Annotated in this window: 17 protein-coding genes; 6 read left to right on the top strand and 11 right to left on the bottom strand. The window is 65.4% G+C overall.

Features of this window, described 5'->3' with window-relative positions:
* Window positions 1–4 precede the first annotated feature (4 nt).
* The gene (locus E8L03_RS17340) at window positions 5–2,095 is read left to right on the top strand and encodes a thioredoxin domain-containing protein (RefSeq protein WP_171268028.1); all 2,091 of its coding nucleotides are present in this window, start codon (window positions 5–7) and stop codon (window positions 2,093–2,095) included.
* A gap of 173 nt (window positions 2,096–2,268) precedes the next feature.
* Here E8L03_RS17340 and E8L03_RS17335 read toward each other — a convergent pair whose 3' ends face one another.
* Window positions 2,269–2,484: a Trm112 family protein gene (locus tag E8L03_RS17335; RefSeq protein WP_144305206.1), complete on the bottom strand. Its 216-nt coding sequence runs from the start codon at window positions 2,482–2,484 to the stop codon at window positions 2,269–2,271.
* A 131-nt stretch (window positions 2,485–2,615) separates the two neighbouring features.
* On the opposite strand from E8L03_RS17335, the gene E8L03_RS17330 reads away from it, so the two are divergent.
* Both E8L03_RS17330 and E8L03_RS17325 read left to right on the top strand, forming a co-directional pair.
* The gene (locus tag E8L03_RS17330; RefSeq protein ID WP_144305207.1) at window positions 2,616–3,500 is read left to right on the top strand and encodes a PHP domain-containing protein; all 885 of its coding nucleotides are present in this window, start codon (window positions 2,616–2,618) and stop codon (window positions 3,498–3,500) included.
* Window positions 3,497–4,756: a peptidase U32 family protein gene (locus E8L03_RS17325; protein WP_244963558.1), complete on the top strand. Its 1,260-nt coding sequence runs from the start codon at window positions 3,497–3,499 to the stop codon at window positions 4,754–4,756. Before E8L03_RS17330 ends, E8L03_RS17325 begins: the two co-directional genes overlap by 4 nt.
* Before the next feature lie 190 nt (window positions 4,757–4,946).
* Here the strand turns inward: E8L03_RS17325 and larC are convergent, their stop codons facing one another.
* Window positions 4,947–6,092 carry a nickel pincer cofactor biosynthesis protein LarC gene (larC, locus tag E8L03_RS17320; RefSeq protein WP_244963556.1) on the bottom strand — a complete coding sequence of 382 codons (1,146 nt, stop codon included), beginning with the start codon at window positions 6,090–6,092 and terminating at the stop codon, window positions 4,947–4,949.
* Window positions 6,092–6,949 carry a YitT family protein gene (locus E8L03_RS17315; protein ID WP_171268027.1) on the bottom strand — a complete coding sequence of 286 codons (858 nt, stop codon included), beginning with the start codon at window positions 6,947–6,949 and terminating at the stop codon, window positions 6,092–6,094. The genes larC and E8L03_RS17315 overlap by 1 nt, the downstream gene beginning before the upstream one ends.
* Before the next feature lie 172 nt (window positions 6,950–7,121).
* Here E8L03_RS17315 and E8L03_RS17310 point away from each other — a divergent pair, with 172 nt between their 5' ends.
* Window positions 7,122–7,796, top strand: a complete 675-nt coding sequence (locus tag E8L03_RS17310) for a CBS and ACT domain-containing protein (RefSeq protein WP_144305209.1) — start codon at window positions 7,122–7,124, stop codon at window positions 7,794–7,796.
* A 102-nt stretch (window positions 7,797–7,898) separates the two neighbouring features.
* Here E8L03_RS17310 and E8L03_RS17305 read toward each other — a convergent pair whose 3' ends face one another.
* From E8L03_RS17305 to alr, 8 genes are all read right to left on the bottom strand, one after another.
* Entirely contained in the window at window positions 7,899–8,663 is a 765-nt protein-coding gene (locus tag E8L03_RS17305) for an RNA methyltransferase (protein ID WP_144305210.1), read from the bottom strand.
* Between the two features lie 179 nt (window positions 8,664–8,842).
* Window positions 8,843–9,349 (bottom strand): DUF456 domain-containing protein, encoded by a 507-nt coding sequence (locus E8L03_RS17300; RefSeq protein WP_171268026.1) that lies wholly within the window; start codon window positions 9,347–9,349, stop codon window positions 8,843–8,845.
* 105 nt (window positions 9,350–9,454) lie between these two features.
* Window positions 9,455–10,756 carry a phenylacetate--CoA ligase family protein gene (locus E8L03_RS17295; RefSeq protein WP_171268025.1) on the bottom strand — a complete coding sequence of 434 codons (1,302 nt, stop codon included), beginning with the start codon at window positions 10,754–10,756 and terminating at the stop codon, window positions 9,455–9,457.
* A 53-nt stretch (window positions 10,757–10,809) separates the two neighbouring features.
* Window positions 10,810–12,243, bottom strand: a complete 1,434-nt coding sequence (dnaB, locus tag E8L03_RS17290; protein WP_144305213.1) for a replicative DNA helicase — start codon at window positions 12,241–12,243, stop codon at window positions 10,810–10,812.
* A gap of 271 nt (window positions 12,244–12,514) precedes the next feature.
* Window positions 12,515–13,165, bottom strand: a complete 651-nt coding sequence (rplI, locus tag E8L03_RS17285) for a 50S ribosomal protein L9 (protein ID WP_171268024.1) — start codon at window positions 13,163–13,165, stop codon at window positions 12,515–12,517.
* Between the two features lie 11 nt (window positions 13,166–13,176).
* Complete coding sequence (rpsR, locus tag E8L03_RS17280; RefSeq protein WP_144305215.1) at window positions 13,177–13,440, bottom strand: 30S ribosomal protein S18; 264 nt, start codon at window positions 13,438–13,440, stop codon at window positions 13,177–13,179.
* Window position 13,441: 1 nt separating this feature from the next.
* The gene (gene rpsF, locus E8L03_RS17275) at window positions 13,442–13,759 is read right to left on the bottom strand and encodes a 30S ribosomal protein S6 (RefSeq protein ID WP_144305216.1); all 318 of its coding nucleotides are present in this window, start codon (window positions 13,757–13,759) and stop codon (window positions 13,442–13,444) included.
* An 80-nt stretch (window positions 13,760–13,839) separates the two neighbouring features.
* Window positions 13,840–15,030 (bottom strand): alanine racemase, encoded by a 1,191-nt coding sequence (alr, locus tag E8L03_RS17270; RefSeq protein WP_171268023.1) that lies wholly within the window; start codon window positions 15,028–15,030, stop codon window positions 13,840–13,842.
* A gap of 139 nt (window positions 15,031–15,169) precedes the next feature.
* On the opposite strand from alr, the gene E8L03_RS17265 reads away from it, so the two are divergent.
* Window positions 15,170–18,283, top strand: a complete 3,114-nt coding sequence (locus E8L03_RS17265) for an NAD-glutamate dehydrogenase domain-containing protein (protein WP_171268022.1) — start codon at window positions 15,170–15,172, stop codon at window positions 18,281–18,283.
* A 55-nt stretch (window positions 18,284–18,338) separates the two neighbouring features.
* Window positions 18,339–19,418 carry a VOC family protein gene (locus tag E8L03_RS17260; protein WP_171268021.1) on the top strand — a complete coding sequence of 360 codons (1,080 nt, stop codon included), beginning with the start codon at window positions 18,339–18,341 and terminating at the stop codon, window positions 19,416–19,418.
* Window positions 19,419–19,443 lie beyond the last annotated feature (25 nt).

The following is a 19,443-nucleotide window of genomic DNA, read 5'->3' as shown; positions in this document are numbered from 1 at the left end:
CGACATGACGCATGAGAACCGACTCGCCCGCGAGAAGAGCCCCTACCTGCTCCAGCACAAAAACAACCCGGTGGACTGGTGGCCGTGGTGCGAAGAGGCCTTCGAGACCGCCCGCCGCGAAAACAGGCCCGTGTTCCTCTCCATCGGCTACTCCACGTGCCACTGGTGCCATGTGATGGAAAAGGAGTCCTTCGAGGACGAGGCCGTGGCCGCGCTGATGAACGACACCTTCGTGTCCATAAAAGTAGACAGGGAAGAACGGCCGGACCTGGACAACCTCTACATGACGGTCTGCCACCTGATGACCGGCCAGGGCGGCTGGCCGCTCACGGTGCTGCTCACCCCGGAGAAGAAGCCCTTCTTCGCCGGCACGTACATCCCCAAGGAAACGCGGTACGGCCGCGCCGGCATGCTGGACCTGGTGCCCAAGGTCAATCTGATGTGGCAGGCCCAGCGCGCCGAGCTGGACAAGTCCGCCGAGCACGTCACCGCCCATCTCCAGGCGTTCATGACCGGGCAGATGGCCCGAGAGGCCGAAGGCGAAATCGGCGAGGCCGAAATGGAAAAGGCGTACGCCTCCCTGGCCGAGCGCTTCGACAACCACTGGGGCGGGTTCGGCGAAGCGCCCAAGTTCCCCACCCCGCACATCCTGCTTTTCCTGCTGCGCATGTGGGCGCGCCACGGCAAGGCGGACGGTCTGGCCATGGTGGAAAAGACCCTCATTGCCATGCGCGCCGGCGGCATGTTCGACCACGTGGGCTTCGGCTTCCACCGCTACTCCACGGATCGCGAGTGGCTGGTGCCCCACTTCGAGAAGATGCTCTACGACCAGGCCCTGCTCTCGCTGGTCTACACCGAGGCGTACCAGATCACCGGCAACCCGGCATTTCGCGGCACGGTCAAGGAGGTGCTCACCTACGTGCTGCGCGACATGCGCTCCGACACGGGCGGGTTCTACTCTGCCGAAGACGCCGACAGCGAAGGCGAGGAAGGCAAGTTCTACGTCTTCACCACGGCCGAGGTGGAGGAGATACTGGGGCCGGAGAACGCCGCCGTAGTCCAGAAGGCGTACGGCATGACGGCCGAGGGCAACTTCCTGGAGGAGGCCACGGGCAATCGCACCGGCGCCAACATCCTCCATCTGCCCAAGGGATTGGACGACGTGGCCGCCGAGCTTGGCATCGACGAGAAGTACTTGGCCGAGACCCTGCTGCATGCGCGCCAGCAGCTCTTTGCTGCGCGGAACCAGCGGGGGCGCCCCCTGCTGGACGACAAGATCCTCACCGACTGGAACGGGCTGATGATCGCGGCGTTGGCGCGCGCCGGCCGCGCTCTGGACCAGCCCGACTACACCCACGCCGCCGAGGCCGCCGCGAACTTCATCCTGCACGAGATGCGCGACGAGGACGGCCGCCTGCTGCACCGCTACCGCGAGGGCGAGGCCGGCCTTTCCGCCCATGCCGAGGACTACGCCTTCTTCCTGTGGGGGCTGGTGGAGCTCTACGAAGCCACATTCGACTCCACCTGGCTGGAGGCGGCCGCAGCCCTGGCCGGGGATTTTCTGGACCGCTTCCGCGACGCCGAGCGCGGCGGCTTCTACTTCACCGCGTCGGACGCGGAACAGCTGCTGGCCCGCTCCAAGGAAGGCCAGGACGCCGCCATCCCCTCGGCCAACTCTGTGGCCATGCTCGTGTTCACCAAGCTGGCCCGCCTCCTGGGCGTGCCGGATTACGAGGGCTATGCCGAGGAGGTCGCCCGCGCCTTCTATCCGGATGCCTCACAGCACCCGGCCGGCTATACGTTCATGCTTTGCGCCGTGGATCTGGCGCGCGGAAAATCCATGGAGATCGTCATTGCCGGGGAGGAGCGCGACGAAACGTGGCAGGCCATGCGCCGCGCCGTGGACTCCCGCTATCTGCCAGGAGCCGTGGCCCTTGCCACCCGGCCCGGCCTGGAGAAGATCGCGCCGTGGACGGCGCCTTTGACGCCAAAGGACGGACGCACCACGGCCTACGTCTGCGAAGAACGCGCGTGTAAAAGCCCGGTCACCGACACTGCGGCGCTGGAGTCCTTGCTGAAAGGATCGGCCTCGTAAGGGACCGCGCTGGAGAGATGTCGAAGAGCTCTCCCACGGCAGGCTGTTCAAAAATCACGCTGGCACGGCGCAAGAAAAGCTCAAAGGCAACGCGTAGATGCGACATGCGCGGCTTTGAACTCTGTACCGCAATGCAGCCAGCCGCAGGCCTTCAACAGCCTGTTCAAGCCGGGCTAGACCGCGCCGCGCTTGATGGCCTCGCGCTTGCCGCGCTGCCATTCGTCGAAGGAGACTGCCTCCTCCACGAGCATGATCGGAATGCCGTCCCGGATGGGGTAGACCATCCGTTCCTGCTCGCAGTACAGGCCCTCGCCGTCTTCGGTGGGGACCACGGGCGCCTTGGTCTTGGGGCTTACGAGTATGTCGAGAAGTTCTTTGTCGATTGCCATGCCCGCTCTGTATCCCCTTCCCGCGCGTCATTCAAGCACCTTTCGCCGCGCCCGATCACACCATCCGCCATTCGTTGACAGAACCACCCCCCTCCTCTAGCACTCACGGCAGAAGGAGCACGAGACAAACCATGCCTGAAATTGATCTGCATACCCATTCCTCCATCTCGGACGGCAGCATGAGCCCGGAGGAGCTCATGGCCGCGGCCAAGACCGCCGGGCTCAAAGCCATCGCCCTGACCGACCATGACACCCTGGACGGCCTGGAACGCGCCGCAACGGCCGCGAAGGAAATCGGGCTGGAGTTCATCCCCGGCTGCGAGCTCACCGTGACGCACGAGACCCTGCGCTTCCACATGCTGGCCCTGTGGCTGCCCCTCGATGCGCCGGACATCCAGAGCGCCCTGGACGAGATCATCCGCCACCGCAACGAGCGCAACCACATCATCATCCAGAAACTCAACGACCTGGGCATCAACCTCTCTTATGACGACGTGCTGGCCAAGGCTGGCGACGGCGCCGTGGGCCGGCCCCACTTTGCCGCCGCCATGATGGAAAAGGGCTTCGTCACTTCGGCGCAGGACGCCTTTGACCGCTACCTGGGCGCCAACGGCAAGGCCTACGAGCCCAAGAAGGTGCTCACCGCGGCGCACTCCCTGGAGCTGCTGCAGCGCCACGGCGCCACCCCGGTGCTGGCCCACCCCTGCCAGATCGGCCTGGGCAAGGACGAACTCGCCTCGCTCATCCTCACGCTCAAGGGCATGGGGCTCGACGCCATCGAGGCGTACTACAGCGACCACAGCCCGTCGCAGACGCGCTCTTTCCTGGAGCTGGCCAGACGGCTGGACCTCGGCGTAGCCGGCGGCTCGGACTTCCACGGTCCCATCAAGCCGGACATCAGGCTGGGCACAGGCCGCGGCAGGCTGGACATCCCCTACTCCGTGCTCGAAGACCTCAAAAAGCGCCGCCGGGACAAGGGCCTGCCCACCGAGACGACGCCTACCGTGCTCTTTTGATACCGGACGCCCCGCATATTCCCGAGCTGCTGGCCCCGGCCGGCACACCGGACAAACTGGCCACGGCCCTGCGCTACGGCGCAGACGCCGTGTACCTTGGCGGGCCAGACCTCTCCCTGCGCGCCAAGGCCGCCGGCTTCGATATCCCGGCCCTGAAAGACGCATGCACGTGTGCGCATACATTCGGGGCCCGCGTCTACTACACGCTCAACATTCTGCCGCGCGAGTCCGGTCTGCACGGCGTGCGCGAGCGGCTGGAAGCGCTGAACGACCTCGATCCCGCGGCCTCGCCCCACGCGCTCATCGTGGCCGACCCCGGCGTGGTCCGCCTGGCGCAACGCATCGCCCCGCGCTATCCCCTGCACCTCTCCACCCAGGCCAACACCTCCAACAGCGAGGCCCTGGCCTTCTGGGCCGATCAGGGCGTTGCGCGCGTCAACCTGGCGCGGGAGCTCACCGGCCCAGACATCGCCGCCATGGCCGCGGCCGGCCGTGAGCACGGCGTGGAGGTGGAGTGCTTTGTCCACGGCGCGCAGTGTCTGGCCATCTCCGGCCGCTGTCTGCTCGGCGCGGCCATCAACCGCCGCTCCGCCAACTTGGGCCTCTGCACCCAGCCCTGCCGCTTCGAGTACGCCGTTCGCGAGAGCATTGACCTCGAAGAAAAGACGCGCCCCGGCCACACCACTTGGCGCGCCGCCTGCGCCGACGGTTTTGGCGCCCTCTTCGCCCCGGAGGACCTCTGTCTGGTCCACCATCTCGGCTGGTTCGGCCGCGTCGGCGTGGCCGCCCTCAAGATCGAAGGTCGCATGCGCTCGGAGCAGGCCATTGCCCAGACCGTGGACGCCTACCGCGCCGCCCTGGACGGCCTCTGCGATGGTCGCATGCCCGGCCAAGCCGTCATGGACGAGCTGCGCCACGCCGCGGCCCGGCCCCTCGGCACCGGTTTTTTCTGCGAAACCCCGCGCCTCCTGTACGATCCCGAGGCCTCGCCCTTCATCCGCCGCCCCATGGCCGGCAAAATTATCGCCCCCGCCGGAGACCACCGCTGGAGCGTGGCCGTCAAAGGACGCTGGGACACTGCCGCAGCCATCGACATCCTCGTGCCCGGTCTGCAGCGTCCGCGCCTCGCGCCTGGCGACTATGCCCTGGAAAATGCGGCCGGCGAACGCATCACCCTCGCCCACTCCGGCATGGACGCCGTCCTTGTCTGCGATCATCCGGATTTGTCGGCCGGCTTTTTCCTGCGCTTGGCCTGATGCCGAGGGGCGCCGCCCCTCGGACACCCCCGCAAAGGGTCTTGAGGGCTTTGCCCTCAAACTCCCACCAGGGAGCTAAGCTCCCTGGACCCATATCTGGGGTCCAGGGGAATTGAATTCCCCTGGCAGGGGGTTTTGGGGGACAGCGTCCCCAAAAATCGTCCAAACTATCCTTAATAAATCAAGCCATTTATTTCGACATCAGCAGCCGGCGCAGGGCGGCGGTGGAGTGTCCGGTCTGGATAGCGAGCTCGGCCAGGGCGTCGTCCTCGGGCGCGATGAAGGTCTGTCCGGCCAGGGTGTACGCCTTGGCGCGGATATCGCCCCAGGGCGTGTGCATGGTGGTGGCAGTGCGAGGCAGGATGGTGCGTTCGGTGCGGGTGCGGCGGATGCCGAGGGTGAGGGTCTGAGCGAAAAACGCGGTCTCCACGGCCTGCAGGTGGGCGTCGTCGCAGACCACGCGCAGGGCCACGGCCGGGCGATTTTTCTTCATGATGCCGTGCAGGGCGAGCACGTCCAGAGCGCCGGCCGCCATGATGCCCTCGAAGGCCCGGCCCAGCTCCTCGCCGGAGAGGTGGTCGATGTGGCTTTCCAGAACCCAGACCGTATCGCTGGACGCGGGCTCCTCCTCCAGCAGGTAGAGACGCAGACCGCCGCCGGTGTCGCACATGCCGTAGCCCAGGCCGGCGGCGTGCAATCTGCCGCTGGGACCGGCCGCGCCATCGTGGTCAAAGCCGTCCACCAGCGTGTCCAGAAGCAGCGCGCCGGTGGGCGTGACCATCTCGCGGGTGAAGGACGAGGGCCGCACGGGCTTGTCCTCCAGCAGCCGGAGCACGGCCGGAGCCGGCAGGGAGATCTCGCCGTGGGCGCAGGTCACGGTGCCTGTAAACCAGGGAATGGCCGAGGCGCGCGCCTCGGTGACGCCCAGGACGTCGAACCCCCAGATCGCGCCCACCACGTCCACCAGGGTATCCACGGCGCCGACCTCGTGGAAGTGGATGGAGGCGACCTCGCAGCCGTGGACCGCGGCCTCGACCTCGGCCAGCCGGCGGAAGGCGTCCCTGCTGCGCTCGCGCACGCGGTCATTCAGGGGCAGGCGATCCAGCACGGCCTGGATGTCGGCCAGGGTGCGCAGGGGTTGGTCTTCGGCCTGCTCCAGAATGAGCCGTTTGCCGGCGATGCCTCTACGCGTTTCGGCCACGGCGGCCACGGCCGCGGTCAGTCCTGCTTCCTGAAACATTTCCTCAAGGGGAGCCAGGTCGAGCCCGGCGTCGGCCAGGGCGGCCAGGAGCATGTCCCCGCCGATGCCGTAGGAAAGATCGAGATAGAGCCGCATCAGTACACTTTCCTTCTGGAGAAGCCCTCGCCGAGGACGTTGAAGGTGTTTTCCACGATAACGAAGGCGTTGGGGTCCACGCTGAACACCGTTTCCTCCAGCCGCTTGAGCTGATAGTTGTTGACCACGACCATGAGCACCTGCTTGCGCTTGCCGGAGTAGATGCCCGTGCCTTCCAGAAAAGTGCCGCCGCGCTGGATGGTCTTGACCACGGTGCGGGCGATGGTCTCGGCCGAATCGGAAATGATGAAGGCGACTTTGCGCTGGTTGAACATGGAGAGCACGTAGTCGCAGACCGAGGCCGAGACAAAGACCATGGCCACGGAGTAGAGGATGAGGTCGTTCTCCATGGAGACAAAGGCCGTGGCGAAGATGAGCATGTTGGCGACAAAGCTCACTTGGCCCACGCGGATGTTCCACTTCTGGAACAGGATGATGGAGATGATGTCCAGGCCGCCGCAGCTGCCCAGAGAGCGCAGCACAATGCCCGAGCCGGCGCCGTAGAGCACGCCGCCCGTTACGGCGGCGAGCATTTTGTCGTGGATGGGAAACGTGGTGGTAATGAGCTCCGCGGCCAGGAAGATCGCGGCCACGCCGAACAGGGAGTAAATAAAAAACCGCCGGCTGACGAAGAACCAGCCGAGCAGGAAGATTGGCACGTTGATGATGGCGTACCAGATGCCCGGGGAGAGCCAGCCCGTTACGTACTTGAGGTACAGGCACAGGCCGAAGAGGCCGCCCACAAGAAAGTGGTGCGGCTGGGCCACGGCCACAGCCCCATACATGCACACCACAGACCCGAGGGCGATGAGAAAGACATTCCAGGGCACCCCCATGGTGGTCGAACGCCAAGTCATAATCGCAACTCCAGCCCCGCGCGATGGTGCGGGATGTTCACAAGCTTACGTATTTCGAGTACACGCCGACAAACGGATTGCCGGCTCTTTCCGGCGTCTCGTGGAAAAACGCAACGGATAGTAGCTCTGTTTTCAAGATTACGATATCATACCAACAAATCAGGAGGATGCCATGCTCGTACGCGACTGGATGACTTCCAACGTCATCACCGTTACTCAGGACACCCCCATGCCCGAGGCGTCCAAGATCATGAAGGAAAACAAGATAAGCCAACTCCCCGTGGTGGACAAGGGCGGCCGTCTCGTGGGCATCGTTTCAGACCGCGATATCAGGGCGGCCTCGCCCTCCAAGGCCACCACCCTCGACGTCCACGAGTTGTACTACCTCATCGCCTCCATCAAGATCAAAGACATCATGAGCTCCCCGGCGTTCAGCATCGCGCCGACGGACACGGTCGAATCAGCGGCTTTGTTCCTGGAGGAGAAGAACATCGGCTCGTTGCCCGTAACCGATGAAGACGGAAAAGTTGTGGGCATCATCTCGGACTCGGACATCTTCAAAGTCCTCATCGCCATCACCGGCGCCAAGTACGGCGGCGTGCAAATGGGCTTCGACCTGCCCACGGAATCCGGCTCTCTGCGCACCATTCTGGATGATCTCCGCGGCAAGGGCGCCCGCGTGGTCTCCATCCTCACCACCATGGAGCACTCCGATGAAGGCCGCCGCGAGGTCTACATCCGCCTCCAGCCCATGGACCGTTCCGACGAGAACACCATTGTCGAAGCCCTCAAGGTCAAATACAACATGGTCTACTGGGCGCGCGAGCGCGTTCATCCGCTGGTCTGATTCCAGCGCGCAATACCAGTCTGCACAGGCCGCGGCGTTTCGCTGCGGCCTTTTTTTCGTCAATGGGAGGACCGTCGCCGGGAAGCAGTGGCAGGACGGCGGCTACTCCGCGTCCTTCTCGTCCCGGTGCGGAGCCAGCCCCCGCTGCGAGCACATCCAGCGCACCTGCCGGCAGATGCCCATGAGCAGGTTGAACTCGCTCTTGCGCAGCTTGATGCGCGCCAGGAAGCGCCGCACCGGCAGCATCCAGTAGGAGGGGTTGTCGTCCTTGAGAAAGTCGATGGCCAGGAGGGTCTCCTGCAGCGTGGCGAAGAGCGACTCCTGCTCCGAATGCGTGGCCAGGCGCGAGGTGGGGGGGCCGGAAGGACGGAACGGCGCGCCCGGCGCGGAGGCGAACCACTGGTAGAGGACAACGAGCACGGCCTGGGCCAGGTTCAGCGAGCTGGCGTCGTCCACCGTGGGGATGGTCAGCAGCCGGCTGGCTATCTCCACCTCCTCGTTGGTCAGGCCGCGATCCTCCGGCCCGAAGACCACCGCGATCTTGCCTTCGCCCATGAACTCGTGCGCCTCGGCCGCCGCCTGGGCCGGGGTCTGGATGCCCTTGCGCCATCCACCGGTCCGCGCCGTGGTGGCGTAGACCTTCACGTAGTCGGCCAGGGCCGTTTCCAGATTGTCCACAACACGCGCCGTACGCACGATGGGCGCGCCCTTGGGCGTGGCCAGAGCCAACGCGCGATCCTCGTCCCAGCTCTGCGGCGAAACCAGCACGAGCTCGGATGCGCCCATGTTGGCCATGGCCCGGGCCGCGCTGCCTACATTTTCAGGAAACTTGGTTTTGACCAGAACAATGGCAAGATTTGAGAGCATGGAAGACTCGATAGTCTATTTTAACTGGGGGACGCTGTCCCCCACTGTGTGGCTTCAGACTGGCTCATCTGGGGGACTCTGTCCCCCAGGCCCTCTGCCGGGGAGCAATGTTCCCTGGCGGGTTCCAAGGGCAGAGCCCTTGGGCCAGAAAAACAAACATCGACTAAAAATATGGACAGTTAGCCCGGCCAGATGCGCGGCACGGTGAGCACCAGCATGGTGATGCCCAGGCCCAGCTTGGCCACTAGGCCGGCGAAGTTGCCCAGCATGGCGCCCATGGCCGCCTTGCGCGCCTCGGGCCAGCTGCGGTCCTGGCCCAGCTCGATGATCAGACAGCCGGCGTATGCGCCCAGGAGTGCACCCACCACGGCGCCGAAGCCGAAAAAGAACGGCGCGCCGGTGATGGCTCCGATGATGGCCCCGATGATGCCGCCCCAGCCGCCCTTCCTGGTGCCGCCGTACTTCTTGGTCCCGTAGTACTTGAACAGAAACTCGGCCAGCTCGCCCAGCAGGCAGATGCCCACGAGCAGCAGCATGAACGACAGCGAAATGGCCAGCTCCGGATGCGTCCAACGCCACACGAAGATGAGCCCCAGCGCCACCCAGTTCACCGGCAGGGCCAGCATGTGCAACGGCATCAGCGCCGCCAGCAGCACGATGAACAGTATAATCCACACGTGTTCCATGGAAATGATCCTGGTTGTGATTCTCGTATGTTGCCCAAGGGCTCTGCCCTTGGAACCCGCCAGGGCCTGGGGGACAGCGTTCCCCAGACAAAAACCAGGCCGTGCCTAGTCCTTGGTTTCGCGCAGGTCCACCACGCGGGAGGCTTTGCCTTCGCTGGTGGGCAGGCTTTTGGCTTCGACAAGCTCCACGCGCGGGGTGACGAGAAGCTCGTTGCGCAGGAGCCCGGCGATGCGTTTCTGAATGCCGCCGAGCACGCGCATGTCTTCGATAAAGAACTCTTCCTTGATCTCGACGCGCACCTTGATCTGGTCGATGTAGCCTTCGCGTTCCAGCACGATCTGGTAGTTCTGGGCCACCTCGGGCACGGCCAGGAGAATCTTCTCGATCTGCATGGGGTAGATGTTCACGCCCTTGATGATGAGCATGTCGTCGGCGCGGCCGGTAATACGGTCGATGCGGCGGTGCAACCGGCCGCAGGCGCACTCGCCGGGCAGGAACCGCGTGAGGTCGCGTGTGCGGTAGCGCAGCAGCGGCATGGCCTCGCGCGTCAGGGTGGTCATCACGAGCTCACCCACCTCGCCTTCGGCCACGGGCTCCTGAGTCTGGGGGTCCAGGATCTCGGCGATGTAGGAGTCCTCCCAGAGGTGCATGCCGTTCTGGTGCTCGCACTCGAAGGCCACGCCAGGCCCGTTCATTTCCGAGAGGCCGTAGGAGTTGTACGCCTTGAGCCCGAGCATCTCCTCGATGCGGCGGCGGGCCTCCTCGGAGTGCGGCTCGGCTCCGATCAGCGCGATGCGCGGCGGCAAGTCTCGCGGGTCGAGCCCCTGCTCGGCCACCACGCCGGCCAGATAGAGGGCGTACGAGGGAATGATGTGCACGGCCGAGACGTTGAAGTCGCGCAGCAGCTTGATCTGCCGGGCCGTGTTGCCGGCGCCGGCCGGGATGGTCAGGCAGCCCAGGCGCTCTGCGCCGTAGTGGATGCCGAGGCCGCCGGTGAACAGGCCGTAGCCAGCGATGTTCTGGAACACGTCTTCCTTGCGCATGCCGGCCATGTGCATGCAGCGCGCCATGAGGTCGGCCCAGGTCCGCAGGTCCTTTTCCGTGTGGTAGACCACGGTGGGTGCGCCGGTGGTGCCGCTGGAGGCGTGCAACCGTACGAGCTCGCGGTGCTCGTCGGCCAGCATGCCGAAGGGGTAGCTGGCGCGCAGGTCGTCTTTTGTGGTCAGGGGCAGCCGGGTCAGGTCATCCAGGCTGGTGATGGACTCGGGATCGACGCCCATCTCGTCCAGCTTGGCCTTGTAGAACGGCGACCTGGCGGCGCGTTTCACGACGCGTGCAAGCCGCCGCGTCTGCACGGCAGCTATTTCGTCGCGGCTCAGAATCTCTGCGGGGTGAAAGATTTCCATGCGTGTCCTCGAAAAAGTGAGTGATGGCGGGGAGGCGTGTGGTCCGGGATTACTCAGGCGGGAACGCCGCCCAACTCCATGGGCGGGGCGTAGTCCGTGAGCTCTTCAAAGGCGGTGCAGTAGCCCAGGTAGGCCAGGTGCACCTCGCCGGTGGGGCCGTTGCGCTGCTTGCCGATGATGATGTCCGCGGTGCCCTTTTTCGGGTTGTCGTCCTTCTTGTTGTAGACCTCATCGCGGTAGATGAAGATGATCACGTCGGCGTCCTGCTCGATGGCGCCGGACTCGCGCAGGTCGGAGAGCACCGGCTTCTTGTCGCTACGCTCCTCCACCTTGCGGTTGAGCTGCGAAAGCGCGATGACCGGCAGGTCCAGCTCTTTGGCCAGGGCCTTGAGGGAGCGGGAAATTTCCGAGATCTCCTGCTCGCGGGAGTCGATGTTCCGGCCGGCGCGCATGAGCTGCAGGTAGTCCACCACCACGAGGCCGAGGTTGTGCTCCATCTTGAGCCGCCGCGAGCGGCCGCGGATCTCCACCGTGGAGAGGGACGGCGTGTCGTCGATGAAGATGGGCGCGCGGGAGAGGTGGTCGGCCGCATCGTAGAGCCGCGACCAGTCGTCGTCGTTGATGTAGCCGCGCCGCAGACCGGCCAGGTCCACCTTGCCCCAGGCGCAGAGCATGCGCTGCATGAGCTGCTCCTTGGACATCTCCAGGGAGTAGATGGCCGTGGGCGTATCGTCCATGACGGCGGCGCGCATGGCCACGTTCAAGGCAAAGGCCGTCTTACCCATGGAAGGCCGCGCGGCAACGATGATGAGGTCCGAGGGCTGGAACCCGGCGGTCATCTCGTTGAGCTTCTGGTAGCCGGTGGGCACGCCGGTGACGAGCTCCTTGCGTTCCACGCGGGCCTGCAGGTCCTTGAAGACGTTGTCCACAAGCTGCTTGGACTGCGCGAACACCGAGCCGGAGGTGCGCTCCGCGATCTTGAAGACCGACTGCTCGGCCTCTTCCAGAATGGCCTCCACTTCCTTGCCGCCTTCAAAGCAGGAAGCAACGATGCCGGTGCCGGCCTCGATGAGTTCGCGCTGCACGGCTTTATCGCGCACGATCTTGGCGTGGTACTCTGCGTTGGACGCGGAGATGACGGACTGGGCCAGCTCGGCCAGGTACGGCGCGCCGCCGACCTGCTCCAGCTCGCTACGGCCCTTCAAGTACTCGGCCACGGTGACCAGGTCGATGGGCACGGACTTGGAGTAGAGATCGAGAAAAGCGCGATAAACGGCCTGGTGGGCGGGATAGTAGAAATCCTCTTCCGCCAGGATGTCTACCAGGGAGTGGAAGACGCTGGATTTGATGAAGATGCCGCCGAGGACTGCCTGCTCCGCCTCCAGGCTGTGGGGCGGAACCTTGCGCAACAGATCGGCGGTGCCGGCGTCCGAACGCTTGGACGGACGGCCGGACGGTCCGGCGGCGTTGTAGGACTGATCGCTCATGGCGTCGGAGCTTACCTTCTTCGCCCGCTAGTGGCAAAGGATGTGTGGAGCGGAACGGAATCGCGCCACCCGCTGAAATATAAGAAAAAGCGGGCCGGAACCGGACATTGCCGGCGCCGACCCGCAGACTGTTGAAACTCTCCCGCTGGTGGCGTTGCCGGGAAAAGTTCAAACCCTTACGTATTGCAGCTACGTATCGCTCTTGAACTTTTCCTGCGCCTTGCCAGCGTGATCTATGAACAGCCCTGGAGGTTGCTGTTGAAACAGCCTCTTAGGCGTTCTCGTCCGACTCTTCGGCGGCTTCCGGTGCGGCAGCTTCGGGAGCAGCGGCCTCGGCCGGAGCTTCCTCGCCTTCGGCGGCGGCTTCTTCGGCCACAGCCTCTTCCTCGCCGGCGGCGGCCAGAGTCTCACCGGCCTCTTCAGCGCGGCGCTGGGCTTCCAGCTCCTCGACTTCCTCCACGGTGCCGCCGTGGCGGATGACCTTGACGGTCACGGTCTCTTCCACGCCGGGGTACGGGCGGAAGGGAATCTCGTAGAAGCCGAGAGCGCGAATGGCCTCGTCCAGCAACAGCTTGCGGCGATCGATCTTCTCGTCCTCGATGCCGGCAGCCTTGGCGATGGCCGTTGCGATGTCGTTGGCGGTGACCGAACCGTAGAGACGGTTGTTCTCGCCCACGCGCACTTCGATGATGATGTCCGCGCCGGCGGCCTTGGTGGCGATGTCCTGGGCCTCGGCCTTGGCGGAGTCCATCTTGGCCTGCAGCTTCCTGCGCTCCAGCTCGAACACCTTGAGGTTCGCGTCGGACGCCGGCATGGCAAGGCCCTGGGGAATCAAGTAGTTGCGGCCATATCCGGGCTTCACCGTGACGATATCGCCAAGGGCGCCCAGGTTGTCCACATCGGCTCTGAGTATGAGCTTCATGGCATATCCTCCTACAGTCCCGTCTTCTTGAGCACCTCGCTCGAGTGCGTGGCCGTGTAGTACAGGAGGGCCATTTGCCGGGCGCGCTTGATTTCTGTGGTAAGCTGGCGCTGATGCTTCGCGCAGGTGCCTGTAATACGACGGGCAATGATCTTGCCCCGCTCCGTGGTGAAATCCTTCAGGATATCAGGACGCTTGTAGTCCAGAGGCAGCTCGGGATTCGCACAGAAGCGGCAGAACTTACGCCGGGGTGCAAAACGTTTCTTGAATGCCATGTTACGCTGCCTCCTCGCTGCTGGGCTCGTAGTTCGCATCGAGCTGTACGGTGACGAACTTGAAGATGCCCTCGGTGATCCGAATGATACGCTCCAGCTCCTGCACGGTCGCGCCGGGAGCAGCGTACTCCAGGCGAATGTAGTGGCCGCGCATGACCTTGCGCACGGGGTACGCGAGCTCGCGCATGCCCCAGTCGTCCTCGACGATCACGGAGCCGCCCTCGCGGTCGATCACGCCCTTGAGGGTGTCCATGACAGCCTGCATCTCCTCGCTCGAAAGCTCTGGGCTCAAGAGGAGGAGGGTCTCGTACTTACGCATGAATGCCTCCTTGCGGTCTATGGCCCTCCGCTCGCCCAGGCTGGGAAGGTACGGCGGAGAGCAAGGTGGAAACGCGTCTTTTAGTATGAGTCCTGGTGCATGTCAAGCCCTTGTGCGGCCTTGCCCACGTAGGTGCGCCGATTCATGCCCAGCAGGCAGAACGCCTCGTAGGTAATGGTGCCCCACCACGCGGCCAGCTCCTCGGCCGTTATGGCCTGCTCGCCGTCGCCGCCCAGCAGGCAGGCGTACTGGCCGGGCTCTACGCCAGGGATGCCGGTCACGTCCACGGCCGTCATCTGCATGCAGACCCGGCCCACGATGGGCGCGCGCTTGCCCAATATCTGCACCTGGGCCTTGTTGGAAAGCCCGCGGGAGTAGCCGTCCGCATAGCCAACGCCCAGCACGGCTACGGTCATGTCCTTGGGCGCGGTGAATGTCCGGCCGTAGCTGATGGACTCGCCGCGCTTGAGCGCGTGCACCTGGTACACCGGCGCTTCCACGCGCATCACCTGCTTGAGCCCGGCGCCCTTCTCCTCCCAACTCGTCCCGAGGAAGGGGTTGGCCCCGTACAGGGCGATGCCCACGCGCACGCCGTCCAGGGCGAACTCCGGGTAGCCCAGCATGCCGGCCGAGTTGGCCATGGTGGCGTAGACCTTGTGGCCGCAGGCGTGCAGCTTGGCCACGTTGTCTGCGAAACGCTCGGCCTGCTCGCGCACAAAGGGCTCGTCGTCCGGCGCATCGGCCGTGGCCAGGTGGGTCACGGCCCACACCGCCTCCACCCGGGGGCGGCTGTCCAGCGTTTTGCACAGGTCGGGGATGTCCGCGTCGGTCAGGCCCAGGCGCGCCATGCCGGTGTCGAACTTGATGGCGATGTCCACGCTTGTACCGACGATTTCCGCCGCCGCGGCCAGGGGCGAAATCTGCGCCACGCGCGAGAGCACCGGGGTCAGCCCGTGCTCCAGGCACAGCGTCGTATCCTCAGGGTTTTGAATGCCCAGCAGAAGCAGGATGCGCCCCGTGACGCCGGCCCGGCGCAGGTTCGCTCCCTCCTCGGCCGTGCCCACGGCGTACATGACGGGCTCGCCGCCCTCTTTTCCCTGGAGCGACTCCAGGGCATGAGCGCATGCTTCCAGACCGTGACCATAGGCGTCGGCCTTGACCACGGCAATAACTTGACTTGTTTCAGGAACCCGCGACCGCAGCAGCGTGTAGTTGTCGCACAACGCGTCCAGATCGATGATGCAGCGCAGGTGATTGTACTCGATGGTCATTTGCACAAACCTCCAGCTCTCCGACCTACCCCTGGCAGGCGTTGCCTGCAAGCGCCGAAATTACCGCGTGGCGTTGACCCGGCCGCCCGTCCGATGCACACTGTGTAATCGTCCGCCCTCCCAAGAAAAAGGAGCACGCATGCCCGACGACGCATCGACCTCGTCCCCCCGGCTTACACCGGACCTTGCCCTGGACCGCGTCAACGATTCCCTGGGCCGGGAGGCCGCGGCTGTGGTGCCGTGGTTCCTGGAGAACATGCCGCCCTACTACTTCCGCAGCCACTCCCAGGCCGAGGTGGTCCGCCACCTCATGGCCCTGGCCTCTGGCCGGATGCTCTACGAGACGCCGGAGAACCAGGCCGAGAGCGCCTTCGAGGCCATGACCCGCCGCGCCAGAAAAGGGCACGGCATCGCCCTGCACGACACGCGGCGCAACCTGGTCACGCACATCTCGCCCTCCACACCAGACAGCCTGGCCGCGGTCCTGGCCCGGCACGACGACGCCCAGCTCCACACGGCGCGGCTTTACGAGAGCCTGGACGGCGCCATCCGCCTGGACACGCTGCTCATGGCCCCGCAGGAGCAGAGCGACGCGGAGAACGCGGAGTTCGCCGCGGCCATGGAGTCCATGCGCGAGCGCGTGGCCGGCGATCCGGAAGGCGCCGGCATTCCGGCGGCCTATGCCACGGACTGGGAGGATCGCTTCCGGCGGATGCTGGCCGGCGCAAGCTGCGACTATGTGCAAAAGTTCGACCCGGAACGCGCCCTGCGCCACTTCACGGCCGCGCTCATCCTGGCCGATACCGACCTGGAAGGCGCGTTCACCCGCTGCCAGGAGCTGCCGGAGGACGGCGAGAGCCGGATCATGGTGGCCATGGCCGACCCGCCATCCACGGCCCTACTCTCCATGCTGGCGCGGGTGCTGCAACGCTTTGGCGCGGACATCCACCGCGGCTACCTGGACCACTTCGCAGCGGCCGGACCGGACTTCGAGCCTGTTCCTGGCCGCCGCGGCTTTGCCGCCATGAGCTTCTACGTGTGCAAGGACGGCGAGCCCTTCCCGGCATCGGGCGCGGAGTGGGACAAGCTCTCGGCCGAGCTGGCCAGCCTGAAGTGGCACGCGCCCCACGGTCTGGAAGCGCTGGCCGACGAGGACGGCTGGGATCTCGGGCAGGTCACGCTGCTCATGGCCGGGTGCGAGCTGGCCCACCAGTTCCTCATCGCCGAGAACCTCTGGGCCTTCACCGCGGACAACATCGTGGAGAGCGTGCTGCGCTGCCGTTCCGAGGCGCAGCTTGTGGTGCACTACTTCGAGGCGCGGTTCGACCCCAGCCACGCTGACGCGCCATTGCACGTGCAGGACGAGGCCGCGGCAGAGGCCCGCGAGGCCATCGCCCAACTGGACGACGAGGTGGGCCGCCGCACCCTGGAGACAATGCTCGACTTCTTCGCCTACACCCTGCGCACCAACTACTACCTGCCCGGCCACCACTGCCTGGCTTTCCGGTTCGATCCCCGGTTCCTGCGCGGCGTGGGGGCCGTGGCCGACAATCACGACCTGCCCTACGGCGTGTACTTCGTGCACGGACCGTACAGCCTGGGCTTCCACGTGCGCCACCGCATCACGGCGCGCGGCGGCCTGCGCATCGTGCCCACACGCAAGCAGGAGCAGTTCGAGCTGGAGTCGAACCGGCTGTACAACGAGGCCGCCTCCCTGGCCCGGGCCCAGCAGTTCAAGAACAAGGACATCCCGGAAGGCGGGGCCAAGGCCGTGGTTCTGCTGGGTCCCAAGGCGGACATGGACCTCTGCCTGCGCGGTTTTGTGGACGGCCTGCTGGACCTCATCGTGCACGAGCCGGACTCCGGCCGGCAGACCCTGCCCCAGGTGCGCGACTACATGGACCCGGAGCGCGAGGAGATCCTCTACATCGGGCCGGACGAGCACATTGCCGAGCACCACATCGTCTGGGCCGTGGACCGCGCCAAGAAGCGCGGCTACCCCTGGCCCCAGGCGTTCATGAGCTCCAAGCCCGGCGCCGGCATCAACCACAAGGAGTACGGCGTCACCAGCCTGGGAGTGGTGGTCTACGCCCACGAGATCTTGCGCGCGCTGGGCATCGATCCGGCCAGGGACGTATTCCGCGTCAAGCTCACTGGCGGGCCGGCCGGCGACGTGGCCGGCAACGCCATCCGGATTCTGACGCGGGACTACCCGGACACCGCACGCATTGTTGCCGTGTCCGACGGCCATGGCGCAGCCTTCGACCCGGACGGCCTGGACCACGCCGAGCTGCTGCGGCTGGTGGAGGAGGAGCTCTCCATCCCGGCCTTTGATTCTTCGAAGCTCAAGGGCGAGGGCGCATACGTTGCCGACACGAGCACGCCGGAGGGTCTGCGGGCTCGCAACACCCTGTTTGCCACGGCAGAGGCCGAGATGTTCATACCAGGCGGCGGCCGGCCCGACACCCTGAACGCCAAGAACTGGCGAATGTTCCTCAACGATCAGGGCAAGCCCACGGCGCGGGCCATTGTGGAGGGAGCCAACCTCTTCCTCTCGGCCGAGGCGCGCTCCCGGCTGGAGGGCTTCGGTGTGCTTGTGGCCCCCGGTCCCTCGGCCAACAAGACCGGCGTCATCTGCTCGTCCTACGAGATTCTGGGCGGCCTGGTGATGGACGAGGAGGAGTTTGTCGAAAACAAGAAGCGCTACGCCGCCGAGGTGCTGGAGATTCTGCAGGTCCGCGCACGGGACGAGGCCAGGCTGCTCCTGCGGGAGCGCCGGGCCTGCGGCGAGTGCATACCCATGTCCGAGCTCTCCTCGCGGCTTTCCATCGAGATCAATAACGCGAGCGACGCCCTGGACCACGCCCTGGTGGAAGGAGCGTTGCCCATCGAGGACGTGATGGAGGACTCGGCCTGGGCCCGGCTTCTGCGCGGCTACTGCCCGCCCCTGCTGGTGGAGAAGTTCGCCGACCGCATTCTGCAGCGGGTGCCGCGACGGCATCTGGTGGCGCTGCTGGCAGCGGCTGCGGCCTCGCGCATTGTCTACGCCGAGGGGCTTGGCTGGCTCTCCGGCCATGCGGAGCTCAGGGAGGTCGCCCGGCTGGCCGAGGCGTATCTGCAGCAGGAGGCGCGGCTTTCCGCCATCGTGGACCATCTGCGGCCCTGTGACGTGACCGAGAAGGAGACCATGCTGCGCATCCTGCAACGCAGCGGCCGCAAGGACCTGACAGACGAGGTTCTCGGACTTATCTGAGACAAAGGACGCCTGCGGGCGAAGCGCCCGACACTTCGAACGAGGAGCAGACGACATGACGTTTCGCAACGAGGACGCGCGGCTTCTGGAGCGCGTGGAGCAGAAGGCCAGGGAACGCAGCGACGCCGGGCTGGACGGCCTGGTGGGCGGGCTGGAATCGGTGGTCATCAACGTGGAGCCGGACCACCTGAAGCCCGCGGTGGAGGAGCTCTTGCGCTACACCGGGCTCGACTTCGCCGAGGCCTTCGAGACCCCGGAGCGGACCACCTGCGTGCTGGGCATCGAAGGCGGGGCCGACTTCCTGCTGACCAGCCGCAAGGCCGGGGAGAATCCCTTCCTCCCCTTCAACGACCGGCCCAAGTCCCACGACATGCCCAACGCGCGGCTGGAGACCTTCGTTTACAAGTGCCGCGACCTCGCCCGTTACGTGGATATCCAGAAAAGACGCGGCATCCGCTTCATGACCGAGGAGCCGGTGCGCACCTCCGAGTACCTGTTCATCCAGACGGCGCCGTCGCCGTACACGGGTAACTCCCTGGGCTTCGTGCAGTGGCTGCACGAGGAGGGCTCCTACTGCATGGAGCACGCGAAACCGCTGGAGTGGTTCTTCCAGAAGCCGGACCTTGCGCACCTGAAGAACATCTTCGAGCTGGACCACACGGCTACCCGCGTGAAGGCGGAGCACCGCGACGACGCCATCCTGGAGTTCATGGACCTGACCGACTACGACTTCGACTTCGCCGTGTACGTGAAGAGCCTCAACTCCATCACCAACGTGGCGCGGATGAGCCAGGAGGACTACGCCCAGGTCTTCACCTCTGGCATTGAGCCCTTTGTGGACCCGGCCTCCTCCGGCCCCACGGAGAAGTTCATCTACAACTACGGCCTGCGCGTGCACCACATGGCCTTCCGCACCGAGGACATCGACGCCACCTACAAGGCCCTGGGCGACGACGGCATGGAGTTTCTGGTGGAGCTTGTGGGCTCGCGCGAGGACGGGCTCAAGCAGACCTTCACCGTGGCCTCGCCCCACACCTACCTCGTCAACGAGTACATCCACCGCTACGGCGGCTTTGACGGCTTCTTCACCAAGTCCAACGTCACGGACCTGACGCGGGCCACCGACAAGCAGTAGGCGTTCGCAATCCGCAAAGAGAAAG

This window comes from Oceanidesulfovibrio marinus, from assembly GCF_013085545.1.
Classification (GTDB): Bacteria; Desulfobacterota; Desulfovibrionia; order Desulfovibrionales; family Desulfovibrionaceae; genus Oceanidesulfovibrio; species Oceanidesulfovibrio marinus.
Note: the sequence above shows the minus strand (reverse complement) of the source record. Positions and strands in the feature narration are given on the sequence as shown.

What these genes read in the sequence shown, in the direction of transcription:
- E8L03_RS17340 (WP_171268028.1), top strand. Translation starts at nt 5, where the DNA reads ATGACGCATGAGAACCGACTCGCCCGCGAGAAGAGCCCCTACCTGCTC.
- E8L03_RS17335 (WP_144305206.1), bottom strand. Translation starts at nt 2,484, where the DNA reads ATGGCAATCGACAAAGAACTTCTCGACATACTCGTAAGCCCCAAGACC.
- E8L03_RS17330 (WP_144305207.1), top strand. Translation starts at nt 2,616, where the DNA reads ATGCCTGAAATTGATCTGCATACCCATTCCTCCATCTCGGACGGCAGC.
- larC (WP_244963556.1), bottom strand. Translation starts at nt 6,092, where the DNA reads ATGCGGCTCTATCTCGATCTTTCCTACGGCATCGGCGGGGACATGCTC.
- E8L03_RS17315 (WP_171268027.1), bottom strand. Translation starts at nt 6,949, where the DNA reads ATGACTTGGCGTTCGACCACCATGGGGGTGCCCTGGAATGTCTTTCTC.
- E8L03_RS17310 (WP_144305209.1), top strand. Translation starts at nt 7,122, where the DNA reads ATGCTCGTACGCGACTGGATGACTTCCAACGTCATCACCGTTACTCAG.
- E8L03_RS17305 (WP_144305210.1), bottom strand. Translation starts at nt 8,663, where the DNA reads ATGCTCTCAAATCTTGCCATTGTTCTGGTCAAAACCAAGTTTCCTGAA.
- E8L03_RS17300 (WP_171268026.1), bottom strand. Translation starts at nt 9,349, where the DNA reads ATGGAACACGTGTGGATTATACTGTTCATCGTGCTGCTGGCGGCGCTG.
- E8L03_RS17295 (WP_171268025.1), bottom strand. Translation starts at nt 10,756, where the DNA reads ATGGAAATCTTTCACCCCGCAGAGATTCTGAGCCGCGACGAAATAGCT.
- dnaB (WP_144305213.1), bottom strand. Translation starts at nt 12,243, where the DNA reads ATGAGCGATCAGTCCTACAACGCCGCCGGACCGTCCGGCCGTCCGTCC.
- rplI (WP_171268024.1), bottom strand. Translation starts at nt 13,165, where the DNA reads ATGAAGCTCATACTCAGAGCCGATGTGGACAACCTGGGCGCCCTTGGC.
- rpsR (WP_144305215.1), bottom strand. Translation starts at nt 13,440, where the DNA reads ATGGCATTCAAGAAACGTTTTGCACCCCGGCGTAAGTTCTGCCGCTTC.
- rpsF (WP_144305216.1), bottom strand. Translation starts at nt 13,759, where the DNA reads ATGCGTAAGTACGAGACCCTCCTCCTCTTGAGCCCAGAGCTTTCGAGC.
- alr (WP_171268023.1), bottom strand. Translation starts at nt 15,030, where the DNA reads ATGACCATCGAGTACAATCACCTGCGCTGCATCATCGATCTGGACGCG.
- E8L03_RS17265 (WP_171268022.1), top strand. Translation starts at nt 15,170, where the DNA reads ATGCCCGACGACGCATCGACCTCGTCCCCCCGGCTTACACCGGACCTT.
- E8L03_RS17260 (WP_171268021.1), top strand. Translation starts at nt 18,339, where the DNA reads ATGACGTTTCGCAACGAGGACGCGCGGCTTCTGGAGCGCGTGGAGCAG.